At 57.2% G+C, this 14176-nt stretch carries 12 protein-coding genes; 10 read left to right on the top strand and 2 right to left on the bottom strand.

Annotated elements, in window-relative coordinates:
* The first annotated feature begins 10 nt into the window (after nucleotides 1–10).
* The 8 genes from DYE26_RS20840 (at nucleotide 11) to DYE26_RS33580 (ending at nucleotide 7157) form a co-directional block, all read left to right on the top strand.
* Nucleotides 11–514 (top strand): hypothetical protein, encoded by a 504-nt coding sequence (locus DYE26_RS20840; protein WP_051985767.1) that lies wholly within the window; start codon nucleotides 11–13, stop codon nucleotides 512–514.
* Nucleotides 511–1014 (top strand): hypothetical protein, encoded by a 504-nt coding sequence (locus tag DYE26_RS20835; protein WP_036626775.1) that lies wholly within the window; start codon nucleotides 511–513, stop codon nucleotides 1012–1014. The genes DYE26_RS20840 and DYE26_RS20835 overlap by 4 nt, the downstream gene beginning before the upstream one ends.
* A gap of 19 nt (nucleotides 1015–1033) precedes the next feature.
* Nucleotides 1034–1264 carry an EsaB/YukD family protein gene (locus DYE26_RS20830; protein ID WP_036626773.1) on the top strand — a complete coding sequence of 77 codons (231 nt, stop codon included), beginning with the start codon at nucleotides 1034–1036 and terminating at the stop codon, nucleotides 1262–1264.
* 15 nt (nucleotides 1265–1279) lie between these two features.
* Nucleotides 1280–2116, top strand: a complete 837-nt coding sequence (locus tag DYE26_RS20825; protein WP_036626771.1) for a DUF5050 domain-containing protein — start codon at nucleotides 1280–1282, stop codon at nucleotides 2114–2116.
* Entirely contained in the window at nucleotides 2109–6227 is a 4119-nt protein-coding gene (gene essC, locus DYE26_RS20820) for a type VII secretion protein EssC (protein WP_051985766.1), read from the top strand. The genes DYE26_RS20825 and essC overlap by 8 nt, the downstream gene beginning before the upstream one ends.
* An 8-nt stretch (nucleotides 6228–6235) precedes the next feature.
* The gene (locus DYE26_RS20815; RefSeq protein ID WP_036626770.1) at nucleotides 6236–6526 is read left to right on the top strand and encodes a WXG100 family type VII secretion target; all 291 of its coding nucleotides are present in this window, start codon (nucleotides 6236–6238) and stop codon (nucleotides 6524–6526) included.
* A gap of 88 nt (nucleotides 6527–6614) precedes the next feature.
* Complete coding sequence (locus DYE26_RS20810) at nucleotides 6615–6920, top strand: WXG100 family type VII secretion target (RefSeq protein ID WP_036626769.1); 306 nt, start codon at nucleotides 6615–6617, stop codon at nucleotides 6918–6920.
* Between the two features lie 78 nt (nucleotides 6921–6998).
* Nucleotides 6999–7157 (top strand): hypothetical protein, encoded by a 159-nt coding sequence (locus tag DYE26_RS33580; protein ID WP_164815223.1) that lies wholly within the window; start codon nucleotides 6999–7001, stop codon nucleotides 7155–7157.
* A 439-nt stretch (nucleotides 7158–7596) separates the two neighbouring features.
* Here the strand turns inward: DYE26_RS33580 and DYE26_RS20800 are convergent, their stop codons facing one another.
* The gene (locus DYE26_RS20800; RefSeq protein WP_051985765.1) at nucleotides 7597–10458 is read right to left on the bottom strand and encodes a YhgE/Pip domain-containing protein; all 2862 of its coding nucleotides are present in this window, start codon (nucleotides 10456–10458) and stop codon (nucleotides 7597–7599) included.
* A gap of 183 nt (nucleotides 10459–10641) precedes the next feature.
* Nucleotides 10642–11598, bottom strand: coding sequence for a YeiH family protein (locus tag DYE26_RS20795; RefSeq protein ID WP_051985936.1), 957 nt, complete (start codon nucleotides 11596–11598; stop codon nucleotides 10642–10644).
* Nucleotides 11599–11863: 265 nt separating this feature from the next.
* Between DYE26_RS20795 and DYE26_RS20790 the strand changes: the two genes are divergently transcribed.
* Together DYE26_RS20790 and DYE26_RS20785 are read left to right on the top strand one after the other, a co-directional pair.
* Nucleotides 11864–12748 (top strand): LysR family transcriptional regulator, encoded by an 885-nt coding sequence (locus DYE26_RS20790; RefSeq protein WP_036626767.1) that lies wholly within the window; start codon nucleotides 11864–11866, stop codon nucleotides 12746–12748.
* Between the two features lie 59 nt (nucleotides 12749–12807).
* The gene (locus DYE26_RS20785) at nucleotides 12808–13920 is read left to right on the top strand and encodes a mechanosensitive ion channel family protein (RefSeq protein ID WP_036626766.1); all 1113 of its coding nucleotides are present in this window, start codon (nucleotides 12808–12810) and stop codon (nucleotides 13918–13920) included.
* Nucleotides 13921–14176: the final 256 nt, after the last annotated feature.

The raw sequence follows: 14176 nt of genomic DNA, 5'->3' as shown, positions 1-14176 counted from the left end.
GAGAACTGACATGCGAGCTTTTGCCAAGTCGATCCTCGTATCCATACTGGTTACCGTCTGCATCCTGCTGTTCACGAACCTGATCTACTTTTTTCCCTGGTACATGACGCTGGTGATCGAGACGTTTAACGTGTCCCAGGTGGCGGCGAGCGACAATTATTTGAAGCAAACGTACTATGACGATGCGCTGGAGCGGCTGCGGGAACGCCCGATTTACAGGCAGAAGGCGGACGACGTGGAAATTATCGCGAAAAATGCGGACGGCGACGACGCCATCGGCTACGACGATGCGTCCTATTACGAGGATCTGACGGAATACGAAAAACCTTACCGCCAGCGGGGAAAGCCGGTCAAAGTGACGATCGAGGCGGTATATCCGCTCAGCATCGAGCTTTGGGGCAAAAAATACGAGCGGGAAATTCCGGTTTCGTTTTCGCTGACGGCGACGGGGCTGAAGCATTACAAGGACCTGGAATATTACGAATACCTCGATCAGTGGGGCGATGAGCCATGAAAAACATAGCGATCGGCGTACTCGTCGTCATCCTCGCTTCGGTTTTGCTCGAACCGCTGGTGGAGCTGCTCAATTTGGGCCGGGAAAACATCATCCTTGGCACGGCGCTGTCCAACTCGGCCCGGTCCGCCAGGGACCGCAGCCTGGAATACGAATTCCAGCGGAATTTGGATGCGAAGGTGAACGAGGATAAATTTGCGGAGTATTTCTCCGATGCGTTTGAAGCGGCGATGAACGTCACCCGAAAAAATCCGGGGGCAAGCAACACGGAACTGGAGTTTAGATCCAACGACGGCAAGTACAACGATTTTACCGTTAAGCTCGATTTCGACGAGGAGACCGACCCGAAGCGCGAGCAAGTCGTGACCAAGGTCACGCTGGAGGCCGTTTCCGATTATAAATTCAAGACCAAATACTTGAAGCTGGCGGCGGCGGCCGGGGAAGATGTCGATTACCAGCTCAAGGAGGAACGGGTCCTGGTGCTGACGATCACAAACTGACGAGGAGGAAGGGCTTCGGATGGATGAAATAATGCTGGTGACCTTTCAGGCGCCCCATTTCCGCAAGGAGCTGTGGGTTCCGCCGTTCGTCACCTCGGCGGAGCTGCTGGAGATGCTGGCGGACGCTTACGGACTTGCGGTTTCGCCGGGGCATCGTTTGCAGGCCGAGCCGCTTGGGCGTATTCTGGACCCGGTCCGGACGCTGGAGGAGGAAGGCGTGGCGGCCGGGGCGCTGCTGACGCTGGTGTAGAAAGGGGGAGTATCGATGGGCGATCATTTTGGCGGCAGCGGGCTTGTGCTCGCGGCGGGCGGCAAGCTGCTGCTGACGGACATTTGCCATTACTCCGGCACGTTTTGGCTCGATCCCGCAAGCGGGGAAACGAAGCTGCTGGACGGCGTTTTCTGGTTTATGAACCCGGCCGATGACGGCATATACGCAAGCGACCAGCAGCGCGGCCATCGGCTCTGCCGGATCGATCCCCGGACGGGGGCCGTGGAGCCGGTGTCGCAGGCCCCTTGCGGGGGGCTGATCCGCCAGGGAGATTGGCTTTACTATATCAACGAAGAGGACCGCAAGCTGTACCGCCTCCGGATGGACGGCCGGGGAGAGAGCCGGATTGCCGACGAGGCGGTCGAGGCTTTTGCCATGGACGGGGACGAAATTTATTACGCGACGAATCTGGGGATTCGGACCTGCCGCCCCGACGGCAGCGAGCGGGAGATCGTGTCCGACGCGGCCGCCACCGGGCTGTTTCTGCTTGGGGAGAAGCTGGTTTACGCCGACAAGAAAAACCGTCGCCTGCTGACCGTGTTCGACCTGCGTACGGGGAGTGCGCGGGCGTATGACGATCTTGTCCCCGGCAGCTTGTGCACGGATGGGCGTTACCTGTACTGCAGCAACCGGATGCATGCCGATACGATCTACCGTATCGATTTGGAATTGGGGAGCAAAATCCGGATTTGCGGCGACAGCGCGGATCATCTGCATGTGATCGGCGGGGAAATGTATTTCAGCAGCCGCTTCGAATGGCACAAAATGTCGTTGTCGGGCGGGCAGGCTGCCAAAGTCATAACGAATTCGCGAGGCCAATATGATGAATGAAAACCATTTGTTTAACCGCCAGCCCCGGTTCCTGCCGGAAATGCCGGGCGGGGAGCTGGAGATTCCGGGGCCGCCGCACGCCTATGAAAAGCCGGAAATTTCCTGGTTTACGCTGCTGGCGCCGCCGGCCGTCATGCTGGTGATCACGGGCCTGCTGGCGCTCACATCGCAATCGATGTTCATGATGCTGTCGATCGCCATGACGGTGATGACGCTGATCGTGTCGCTCACGAGCGCCACGGCGCAGATCCGCAAATACAAAAACAAGAAAAAGGAACGGGAGAAAAAATACCTGCAGTTCATTGCCGACTGCCGGAGCGAGCTGACGCTGGCCCGCGAGCAGCAGATCAAGGCGATGAACGAGCTGAACCCGGAGCCTGCCGCTTGCCTGGAGCGCATTCAGCAGCTCGACCGCCGGCTGTGGGAACGGACGCCGTCGTATCCGGACTTTCTGTCCCTGCGCCTCGGCGTAGGCAGCGTGCCGGCGGCGCGGCGGATCCAATACACGAAGCAGGCGATTATTCTGGAGAGCGATCCGCTCCTGATGGAGCCGCAGCGGTTGGCGCTGGAGTTTGAACGCGTGCCCGACGTGCCGGTTTCCGTCAATCTGATGAAGGCGGAAATATGCGGTATCGCCGGCGAAGAAGAGTTGGCTCTGGACTTGGTGACCAAGCTGGTGCTGCAGCTGGTGACTCATCACGGATATGACGACGTGCGGGTTGTCGTGCTCGCCTCCGAGGAGACACTGGACCGCTGGAACTGGCTTAAGCCTTTGCCGCACGTCTGGTCCGGCGGCTTCGATTCGCGGTACCTGCTGTGCGGGCCGGCGATCGCGCACCAGGTGCTTGGCGAGCTGTACCAAGTCCTCAAGGATCGCGAGCTGAAAACGGTAGGCGGGGCGATGCTTCCGCATTATGTATTTATCGTTCAGGATCCCGGCTTGCTCGAAAACGAACCGATCCACAAATATTTGTACAACAAATGCGCTTCATTGGGCGTGTCGTCGGTGTTTATCGCCCAGGGCGCGGCCTATCTGCCGATGAACTGCCGTCAGGTCGTGCTGCTGCAGGGCAAAACCGGGGAGCTGGCGGATCGGGAAACCGGGGAGAAATCCACCTTCCTTCCCGACAAGGCCGACTTCGCCCAGCTGGATCAGGCGGCCCGGAGGCTAGCGCCGCTGCGCATCAAAAACACGGCCGCCCAGTTTTCGCTGCCCGTCTCGCTGACGCTGCTCGAGCTGCTTGGCGCGAAAGCGGCGGGCGAAGTGGACGTGGCCTCGCGCTGGATTCGCAACAAGCCGTTTAAGGGGATGAGCGTGCCGATCGGCGTCAAAGCCGGGGGGAACCCGTTTTACCTGGACATGCACGAAACCGGGCACGGCCCGCACGGGCTCGTCGCCGGCACGACCGGTTCGGGGAAAAGCGAACTTTTGCAAAGCATCATCATCTCGCTGGCGCTGAACTATCATCCGCATGACGTTGTGTTCGTGCTGATCGACTATAAAGGCGGCGGGATGGCCGACGTTTTCAAAGGGATGCCCCATCTCGTCGGGACGATCACCAACCTCGGCGGGAACGAGACGACGCGGGCGCTGCTGTCGATCAAAAGCGAATTGATGCGCAGGCAGCGCGTGTTCTCGGAATACGGGGTCAACAACATCGACCGCTATCAGAAGCTGTACTACAGCCGGAGCCGCTCCGAGCAGGCGAGCATGCCGGCGATACCGCACCTGATCATGATCGCCGACGAGTTCGCCGAGCTGAAGCAGGATCAGCCCGATTTCATGAAGGAGCTGGTCAGCGCGGCCCGGGTCGGCCGAAGCCTTGGCGTGCATCTGATTTTGGCCACGCAAAAACCGGCCGGCGTCGTCGACGATCAGATCTGGAGCAACTCCAAGTTCAAGATTTGTCTCAAGGTGCAGGACGAGACGGACAGCAAAGACGTGATCAAGCGCCCGGACGCGGCGATGATCAAGGAGCCGGGCCGGGCGTATATCCAGGTCGGGCACGACGAAATTTTCGAGCTGTTCCAGTCGGCCTACTCCGGCGCGGATTATGATCCGGAGGGCGAATTGCTCAAACGGGAAAACCGGGCCAAGCGCATTTACGAAGTATCGCTGCATGGCCGGGCGGAGCAGATTTATCCGCGCGAAGAAGAGAAAATCGCCAAAAAGGAAATGCCGACCCAACTGAAGGCGATGGTCGATCATATCATCGCGGTGTCCGGCGCGAACGGAATCGAGCCGCTCAAAGGGCCGTGGCTGCCGCCGCTGCCGGATACCGTCTACCTGGACGATATTTACGGTCCTGAGGAAGGCTTCCGGACGGACCTCGGCCGCTGGGCCCCGAGCGGCGACCTGCTCAGCGTGCCGATCGGCCTGCTCGACGATCCGCGGGGCCAGCGCCAGGAGCCGCTGCGCATCGATTTCGCCCAAGAAGGCAATCTGTTTGTGTACGGCGCTCCCGGTACGGGAAAAACGTATCTGCTGAAAACGCTGTGCCTGTCCCTGGCGCATAAATATTCGCCGGAGGACGTCCATCTCTACGTGATGGATTTCGGCGGCTCTTCGTTCCGGGCGCTGGAGCAGCTTCCGCATTGCGGCGGCGTGATGACGCTGGAGCAGGAATCGCTTATCCAGCAATTCATGCTGTTTGTGTTCCGGACCATCAAGGAGCGGAAGAAGCTGTTCGAGGACACACGGAGCGACGGGTTCAACGATTACCGCCTAAACGCCGCTGGCATCCGCGAAAGAGGCGTCCAGGGCGGCGGCGGGGCGGGAGGTATCGGCGGAACGAATATCGCTGGGGCGGTTGCTACAAGCGGGACAGGCTCCGTAGAACTGAATATCGTCGGAGCGTTTGCCGCCAGGACAAGTGCCACCGGTTCAAGTGCCGCTAGCTCGAATGCCACTAGCTCCCCCGTTTCGCTGCCGGCGATCGTGCTCGTCATCGACAACTATTTCGCCTTGTCGGAAACGTATGAGTCGGTCGACGAGAAGATGGTGATGCTGGCCCGGGAAGGGGCAAAATACGGCATTTACATGGCCGTTTCCGCCACCAATGCTTCGCTTGTCCGCTACAAATTCGCCGTCAATTTCAAAATGGCGGTGACGCTGCAGCTGACGGACAAGGGGGAATACGACGGCATCGTCGGCCGCACCGAAGGGCTCGAACCGGCCAAGCTGGCCGGCCGCGCGCTGGTGCGGGGGAAGCCGCCGCTGGAGTTCCAGACCGCCGTGCCGGAGTACAAAGCGGCCGATCTGGAGCAGACGCTGGAGCGCTACGCCGCCCTTGTCCGCAGCGGGACGGTCCGCCCGGCAACGCCGATCCCGGTCATGCCGGCCCGCATCGACATGGCGGAAATCAACCGTGGCGCCAGCGGCAGCCGGATCGCCATCGGCCTTGGCGACCAGGATCTCCAGCCGGTGCTCGTCGATCTGACGGCGACGCCGGTGCTGATGATCGCCGGGGATCCGCTGAGCGGCAAAAGCACGCAGCTCGTCTCCTGGATCCGGGCGCTCGCCGCGAACCTGGGCGAAGAAGGGCTCGCCGTATACGCGCTGGATTCCGGCGCGATGGGGCTGTACTCGATCATGAACGAACCGTATGTGACCGATCTGGCGCAGATCGAAGATATGTATTCGTTCGTGGACGGCGTCAAGGAAGAGCTTGACGCGCGCCGCTCCAAGCTGCTGGAGACGCGGAGAGCCGGGGGTGATCCTGAGACGCTGGTCCGCTCCTGGAAGCAGCTCGTGTTCGTCTTCGACAAGCTCAGCGAGCTGACGGAGGGCGACCAATACTCGCTGAAGGAGCTGCTGGAGCGGATCGTGAAGCAGGAACGCGGCCTGAAAGCCGCCGTCCTGGCCGCCGACTTGACCGGCGAGCTGGCGAACAATTGGGACGGTCTGGGCAAAGCGATCCGCGAAGAGCAGTGCGGACTGCTGCTCGGCAGCTTGAAGGAGCAAAGCCTGTTTAACGCCAGACTCCCATACGGCGCCCAGGAGAAGGAGTTCGAGCCGGGAGACGGTTATTTTATCGTGAAGAACAAATTTATCGGCCTGCGTACCGGCGTTTACGAGAGCAAGCCGGAGCTTGTGCTTGAAAGGAGGTGAGATAATAAATGGCAAATTTGACGTTTAGCCCCGAACAGGCGCGCAGCGTATCCAAGTCCATCCTGAACAAAGGGAATAATGCCCGCGATCTGATCAACCAGCTCGACCGGGAGATCAAATCGGTGGAAGGCTGGTGGCAAGGGGACTCCGCAAAAGCTTTTGTGGATGAATTCAACCAACTCAAACCAAGTCTGGATAAGCTGGTGGAATGCGTAACGAACATCAGCAACAACCTGAACAAAATCGCTGATATTAAGGAACAAAGCGAAAGAGACATTGCGAGCGCACTACGTAAATAATCGAAGCAGGCGTGAAGAACAGCATGATAACCAAGCTGTTCTTCACGCCTTTTCGCCTATGACGGATCAATTAAGGGGGGAGAGTTATATGGCTTCGCCGGGGGAAATCAGCAGCGCGGCCAGAAAAGTGCACACTAAGGCGATGGATCTGAAAAATGCGGAGCGCAGGTTTTCGAGCACGCTTGGCGGCATCGATACTTGGTGGAAGGGGCAGGCGGGCAAAGCTTTTGCCGAGGATTACAACCAGCAGGCCAAACGGGCGATGGAGCGCCTGTGCGCGGAAATGGAAAACATGAAGTCCGCTCTTGACCGGCTCTCGTCCGAGATTCGGAACGCCGATGAGGAGAGGCGGAGAAAAGAACTGCTGGAGCGGCAGCGAAAAGCGGCGAGATAGAGCTGGAGCTGCCCAACGATTCTCCCCGCAGTGTGGGAGCATTTTTTTTTCGGAAAAGCTGAAAAGGACGGGCTGCTGTTGGACTTTGGGCTGTACAGCGTTTTTTTGCAGGTGCATAGATTAAATGAGGAGAAAATAACCCGCTCTTTGGACGCCGTGCTGGACGATGTCGGCAGTGTGCTGGAGCAAAGCTGGGGCTGCGTGACCATTGAGCTGGAGCATATAGAGACCCCTTAGGTAACGTTTAGATAGCTTTAGATAAATTTAGTGATCCTAGATAAAGTTAGTAATCTTAGATAAACTCAGTAATCTTAGATGAGGTTGGTGATCTTAGATAACCTGAGCCCGCCAGAGTTAGCGGCAAAAAATGTCGTTATTTCAGCGGTACCACACATTTTGATGATAATAGAGGCATTTTATGCCGCTATTTCTCCGAATCGTTAGGGAGTGACCGCCCTTTGCACCGTTCATGGGGAAAATAAGTACAAAAAAATCCCTTATTGGCGATGATCAGGGGCCGATCCGGAAAATAAGCACATATAAGTCCGCTATTTTTTGAAGGACCGGAGGATCAGGCAGATTTCTCAACAAAATAAAAAGCAGACGCCGCTCTGGACGTCTGCTTATTTACTTGCTTAAGGATTCCAACGAAAGCTGTGCATTGGCCTTAAGCTGCTCAAGATTCCAACGGCAGCTGTGCATTGGTCTTACGTTGCGCTTTCGCGGCTTTGCGGGTTTTCAGGTAATGCGCCAACGTGAAGTACAGCAGGCTGCCGGTCAAGCTTGCGGCCAGGAATACAGCCAGGCGGTCCAGGCTGGACCACATGAAGGCGTAGTCGCCGCTGGAGATAACGGCCCGGAAAGCTCTGACCGAATACGTCATCGGCAAATACGGGTGGATTTGCTGGAAGAACTCCGGCGTCAGCTCGATCGGGAACGTCCCGGCCGATGCGGACAGCTGCAGCACCAGCATGATGACGATCATAAACCGCCCGACATTGCCGAACAGGCTGGACAGAAACTGGATGATGGCGTAAAAGGTGATGCTTGAGAACAAGGCCACCGTAAAAAATACCGGCACGCTTGTAACCTCCAGTTTGAGACCATACAGCACAAAAGCTACGAGAATGATCGTTTGCAGCAGGCTTTCCGCCAGCATGAACGCGAATTTGCCAAGGAACCAGACCGGGCCGTTCGGCGGAACGATCGTCGTCTTTTTGAGCGGGTAAAACAACGAGAACATCAACGCGCCGACAAACAGGCCAAGCGCCAGGAAGTAAGGGGCCATCCCTTCTCCGTAATATTCCACGTCATGGTTGCTGACCTGGCTGCTTTCCACGGGCTGGGCGAACATGTTGTACGTCTGGTCGGTCGGGTCCAGGGTCGCTTTTTCCGCGCCTTTGCGCAGCTCGTCTTTCAGCAGCTGTTCGCCGTCGAGCAATTGCTGCTGCCCGTCCAGCAGCTGGTCAAACGCGTCGTTCAGCGTGCCCTGGGCATCCGTGGCGATGCCTTTGACTTCGTCCAGCTTGTCATGGGACAGCTCGGAAACCTTGCCCTTGGCCTCATCGAACTTCTCGTCCGCGGCTTCGTGCAAGCGCTGCTGCAGCTCCGGCAGCAACGCTTGATACTTGTCTTCCGCGACCTGGTGCAAGCGGTTCGTTACTTCCGGCAGCAGCGCGTTAAACTTATCTTCGGCCGTCTCATGGAGCTTCTCCCGCAGCTTCGGCTGCAGCTCGTCGAATTTTTCATCCGCCTTGGCATGGAGCTCGCTTTGTACCTTCGGCTCCAACTCATCCAACTTGGTGTCCGCGGCCGAATGGATGCGGCTGACGATCTGCGGCAGCAGCTCGGCGTATTTGTCGTCGATGAGGTTGTTCATCTTTTGCTCCAGCTGCGGCAGCAGTTCATCGAATTTATCGTCGACGACGCTGTGGATTTTATTCGTGATTTGCGGCAGTTTTTCGTCAAACCGCTTGCCGATGATCTGGTTGACGCGATCGTTCAGCTTCTGCTTCAGACCGGGCAGCTGCGAATCCATCCAATCGACGATTTGCTGCTTCGCTTTCTCCAGTTCGGCCAGCCGGGCCCGGATTTGCTCCTGCTTGTCGGCCGGCAATTGATCGATCACCGGCTCCAGTTCTTTCAGCACCCGGGCAAACGTATCGTCGAGCTGTTTCGCTTTTGCCTTGGCGTCCGACACGATTTGATCGATCTGCTGATTGATTTCATCGTCCACGCTGGCGATAATATACGTCTTGACGGCGTTACTGTATTCGTCGATCGCCTTGTCGATTTCCGAATGAATCCGGCTGCGGGTTTTACCGCTGTACTCGTCGATCAGCCCATTCGCTTCGCTGTGCAGCTTGCCGCGGATTTGCTCCGAATATTCGTCCACCGCCGAATCGATCTCCTTGTGCATCCGCGCGCGGACATCGCCGCCGTATTCGGCAAAGGCCTTGTCGATTTGCTCGTGCAGCACGCTGCGCACCGATTCGGCGTTGTTTTGGACCGCGGCGTCGATTTCGTCATGCATGCGCTGCTTCACGGTACCGGCATTGTCCGCGATCGCCTTGTTCACTTCCTCGTGCAGGCGCGTATCGATCGGGTCCTTGTTTGCGGCGATTTCCTTGTCGATCTCTTCGTTGATCCGCTCGTGCAGCTTGTCGCCGTATTCGTCGATGACCGAATCGAGCCGCTGATCGGCGGAGCCCATCGCCGCGTCGATTTTGCCGTTTACTTGCTTTTTAAACTCGGAAATGCCGTCGCCGAGCTGCTTCAGGCCCGATTCCAACTTGCCCGCGCCGTCGCTGGCGTCGCGCAGTCCGTCGGACACCTGGGTCAAGGCTTCGAACATTTCCTCCGTGAACGTTTCGGTCACTTCCGCCGAAACTTCCTTCTGGATTTTTTCCACGACTTTATCGGAAATCGAAGCGGACAAAAAATTGTAGGCGCTGTTTTCCTTGTACACCAGCTCCATTTTCTGCGGTTTCGGGTCAAGGATCGTGGTCGCGGCCTGCGACGTGTCCGGCGGAATTTCAATCAGCAGGTAATAGTCGTAGTTTTTTAGGCCCTGCTCGGCTTTTTCCTTGGAAACAAACTGAAAATCCACGCTGTCGTTATGCTGCAAATTGTCGACCAAACGGTTCCCGATATCAATCGTTTTGCCCTGAAATTTAACGGGCTTATCCAAATTGACGACGGCGACCGGAAGATTGGATACTCTGCCGTACGGGTCCCAGTTGGCGATCAGGTAAACGCCGCTATACAGCAGCGGAATCAGCAGCAAACCGAGAACGGGCACGATGACCTCCCGGTTTTTGACGGTATTCAAGGTTTCCGTCTTCAGGTAGCCGCCCTGGCGGGCGAGAAATTGCCGGCTTCGCTGAAGGGCAAGGCGGGTTTTAACGCCGCAATAGCGGAGGGCGCGCCCGATTCCCCGGCCTGCGTTTGCCGCCAAGCTCGCCATCGAAGCCTGGAACCGGCGCAAACTATCGATGCTTTTTTTCCACCACGTTATGAGGCTTCGATATTTTTTCATCAGGCATACTTCCTTTATCGAAAAATGACTAAATGACTAAAATGTTCATTTTGTATTATACGCCGGATTTTCATCTTTTTCAAGAAAGTTTTCAAGAAATGCCGCCTGGCCGCCCGAAGACACGAAAAAACAAGGCATCCTGCCGGAGGAAGCCTTGTTATGCGAAAATAACGCGATCAAAACCTAAAGCGCGGCGAGCGTCAACAGACTGAGCAGCAGCGAGGCGGTCAGCATGGCGAAGAGCGGGCGAAGCGCCTTGGCGCGCAGCTGCCGCAGGTCGACGTTCAAGCCGAGACCGGCCATAGCCATCGCCAGCAAAAACGTCGTCAGCGAGGATACCCCGTTTATTACCGCTTGCGGAATGAGAATATATTTGCCGATGAGGAAGCTTCCGAGACAACTCATGGCGATAAAACCGAGGAGAAACCATGGGAATGCGATTTTGGCGTCCGTCCCCGTTTTGCCGGTCCGTTTCATCCAGACCATCAGCAGAAGGCTGAACGGGATCAGCAGAAGAACGCGCCCCAGCTTGGCCAGCAGGGCGACCGCGAGCGCGTCCGGTCCGGCCGGTTCCGCAGCCAGCGCGACGTGGGCGAGTTCATGCAGGCTGGCGCCGCTCCATATCCCGTAATCTACCCCGCTCAGCGGGAGAAACGGGCGAATAACCGTGTAAGCGACGGCGAACAACGTGCCGACCAATGCGATGATCCCGGCGCCGATGGCGGTGTCCTCCTCTTTGGATTGAAGAATCGGGGAAACGGCGGCGATGGCCGCGGCCCCGCAAACGCCGGTCCCGATGCCAAGCAGCAGGGAGAGGGAGGGGTCCCCTTTCAGCCATTTGGCCAGCAGCATCGTCGCCAGGATCGAGAAAACGATAACCGCGGCGTCGCGGAGCAGCAAGCCCGGCCCTTGCTGCAGCACGACGCCGATGTTCAGCTTCAAGCCGAACAAAATGATCGCGAGCCGCAGCAGTTGTTGCGAGGAGAAACGAATTCCTGCGCGCAGTTTCTCCGGGTATCCCCAGAGTTGCCGGTAGAGGACGGCGAGCAGGATGGAGCAGGCCAACTGACCGGCCCGGTCCAACCCGGGCAGGCAGGCCAAACCGTAGCCAAGCAAGGCGATGATCAACGTAAAGGCGATGCCGCTTCCCCAAGCGCCCGCCCGCGTGCGAACCGCAAATGCAAAAGCGGCTTTGCCGGTTTGGGCGAATCCCCGGGGGGGGCGGCGCAATCCACGGGATTTTGCCGCCGCGCGGCGGCCGCTGTCTGTTCGAATAGTCACAAAATCACCTCCGTCTGGTTTGCGTAACCAGCATAAATCGGTTTTAATAATAAGTAAAATTACTCATTTTAATTATTATAATAAGTAAATATTTATTGTAGGTTCATAGGGAGGGAATGCGCTTATGGATTTGTCCTTAAAAGTGTTCATAACGGTGGCCGAAAAACAAAACTTTACGCGCGCCGCCGAAGCGCTGCATATGACGCAGCCGGCTGTCAGCCAGCATATCGGGGCGCTGGAGCGGCAGCTTGGGACCAAGCTGCTGGAGCGAAGCAATAAATTCGTCCGGCTGAACAAGGCGGGGGAGATCGTCTACCACCATGCGCGGGAAATTTCCGGGCTGTACGGCCGGATGCAGTATTTGATCGATGATTTGAAGCATACCGCGTACGGGAATCTGTCGATCGGTGCAAGCTATACGTATGGAGAATACGTGCTGCCGCATGTGGTGGCGGAGATGATGAAGCTGTACCCTGGAATCCGGCCGGCGATCACCATCGGAAATTCCAGGGAGATCGAAGCGAAGGTGGGCGGACATGAGCTGGATATCGGCATTATCGAAGGCGAGTTTCGCGACGCGCAATTCCGCATTGAGCCGATCGCCGATGACGCCATGGTGATCGTGATCCCGGCGGGGCACAAGGCTGCGGGGCGCGTCGGCTTGAAATTTTCCGATTTGCGGGAGGAGACGTGGATTATCCGGGAACCTGGTTCGGGCACGCGCGAGGCGACGGACAAAATGTTTGTCGAACAGGGGTTTTATCCGGAGCGGCTGATGGAGTTCGGCAGCACGCAAATCATCAAGGAATCGGTCGAGGCGGGGCTGGGCATCAGCTTCCTGTCCCGGGCCGCGGTGCGCAAGGAAATTGCCCTCGGAACGCTGCGGGAGCCGGATGTCGAAGGTTTTCCGTTTACCCGCAAATTTTCCTTGATCACGCGTACGGCGCCATTTTACACCAAAGCGATGGAAGTGTTTATGGAGCTTCTGCGTAGGTCCCCCTCCATTTAGACAAAATAAAACGGGCAATGGTATAATGGCACTTTATTTAGCCGGGAGGTGTCTAATCTATGAACTTTTGGGAGGGGTTTGCGGATAATATCGGCAAGATCAGGTGGGCGGATATCGGGATCGCCGTCTTGATCATCGCGTTTTTTGCGCTGTTCAACAAAGTGCTGGTGAAGTATATCTTTGCCTTGCTGAACCGACGATTCGGAGCATCCGACAAGGGGGAACTGTGGAAGCAGGTGCTTGAGCGGCCGTTCAGGTCGTTTTTCGTGCTAGCGGGCGTTTATTTGGGCGTCAAATATTTGCTGCCGCGCAGCTGGGAGCTGGCCATCGGCCTTGACCCGCTGTTCCGCAGCGCCGTCATTGCTCTAGCAGGCTGGGCTTTGTATATTTTATCGGCCCAATCGTCCGTGCTGCTTGAAGGAATCGGCAAAAAAATCCGGCTGGACGATTCCAGCATGCTGATTCCGTTCCTGTCCAAGGTGCTGCGGTTTGTCGTTATCGTCTTGACGATCGCGTTAATCGGTTCGGAATGGGGCTTCAGCATCAACGGCCTGGTGGCCGGCATGGGGCTGGGGAGCCTTGCCGTCGCCCTGGCGGCCAAGGATACGCTCGGCAATATTTTCGGCGGCATCGTGATCATTTTGGAAAAGCCTTTCGCCAAAGGGGATTGGATTCTAACGCCCGCCGCCGAAGGGGTGGTGGAAGACATTACTTTCCGCAGCACCAAAATCCGCACTTTCGCGGATGCTTTGATTACGGTGCCGAACGCCGCGCTGGCCGATCAGCCGATCACCAACTGGAGCAGGATGGGCAAGCGCCGGGTCAGCTTTACGCTCGGCGTGGCGCTGGATTCGGACCGCGCGCGGCTGGCTGCGGCCATTTCCCGGATCGAGCGGCTGCTGAGGGACAACGAGCAAATCGACCCCGGCACGATTCACGTCAAGTTCACCGATTTTAACGAGAGCAGTTTGGGCATTTTTATATATTATTTTACGAAGTCCACGGTTTGGGCGGAATATTTGTCGGCCCGGCAGGGAATAAATTTGGCCTTGCTGCAGGTGCTGGAAGAGGAAGGCATTAAGCTGGCGTATCCTTCGCACCGGGTGTTTCTGGAAGGGGCGCTGGCGGATGGCGGAGGGGAAGTTTCCAGGGCATACCGGCCGTACGAGTAAACAAGATCTGAAGGTTAAAGGACTCCGGAGCCGGTATTTACCTCAAATCGGCCTGGATGAACTGGTCTGGAGCGTAATAGGAAGAGGGAATGGGTATGGGGGTCCACCCCATATCCATCCCTCCAATCGCTCTTACGTAAGTCAGAGTCAGAAAGGACGCCGTCAGGCGTTCTTCTTGCGCTCCAAAGCGAATACTGAATCCGAGAGTTGACACCCGGCGGCGGAATAAGGTTTACTGACAGGAAAGAAACCGTTT

The organism is Paenibacillus macerans, from assembly GCF_900454495.1.
In the GTDB taxonomy this organism is placed as follows: Bacteria; Bacillota; Bacilli; order Paenibacillales; family Paenibacillaceae; genus Fontibacillus; species Fontibacillus macerans.
The sequence above is the reverse complement of the archived record's forward strand: the minus strand, read 5'-3'. Positions and strand labels throughout refer to the sequence as shown.

What these genes read in the sequence shown, in the direction of transcription:
- DYE26_RS20840 (WP_051985767.1), top strand. Translation starts at nt 11, where the DNA reads ATGCGAGCTTTTGCCAAGTCGATCCTCGTATCCATACTGGTTACCGTC.
- DYE26_RS20835 (WP_036626775.1), top strand. Translation starts at nt 511, where the DNA reads ATGAAAAACATAGCGATCGGCGTACTCGTCGTCATCCTCGCTTCGGTT.
- DYE26_RS20830 (WP_036626773.1), top strand. Translation starts at nt 1,034, where the DNA reads ATGGATGAAATAATGCTGGTGACCTTTCAGGCGCCCCATTTCCGCAAG.
- DYE26_RS20825 (WP_036626771.1), top strand. Translation starts at nt 1,280, where the DNA reads ATGGGCGATCATTTTGGCGGCAGCGGGCTTGTGCTCGCGGCGGGCGGC.
- essC (WP_051985766.1), top strand. Translation starts at nt 2,109, where the DNA reads ATGAATGAAAACCATTTGTTTAACCGCCAGCCCCGGTTCCTGCCGGAA.
- DYE26_RS20815 (WP_036626770.1), top strand. Translation starts at nt 6,236, where the DNA reads ATGGCAAATTTGACGTTTAGCCCCGAACAGGCGCGCAGCGTATCCAAG.
- DYE26_RS20810 (WP_036626769.1), top strand. Translation starts at nt 6,615, where the DNA reads ATGGCTTCGCCGGGGGAAATCAGCAGCGCGGCCAGAAAAGTGCACACT.
- DYE26_RS20800 (WP_051985765.1), bottom strand. Translation starts at nt 10,458, where the DNA reads ATGAAAAAATATCGAAGCCTCATAACGTGGTGGAAAAAAAGCATCGAT.
- DYE26_RS20790 (WP_036626767.1), top strand. Translation starts at nt 11,864, where the DNA reads ATGGATTTGTCCTTAAAAGTGTTCATAACGGTGGCCGAAAAACAAAAC.
- DYE26_RS20785 (WP_036626766.1), top strand. Translation starts at nt 12,808, where the DNA reads ATGAACTTTTGGGAGGGGTTTGCGGATAATATCGGCAAGATCAGGTGG.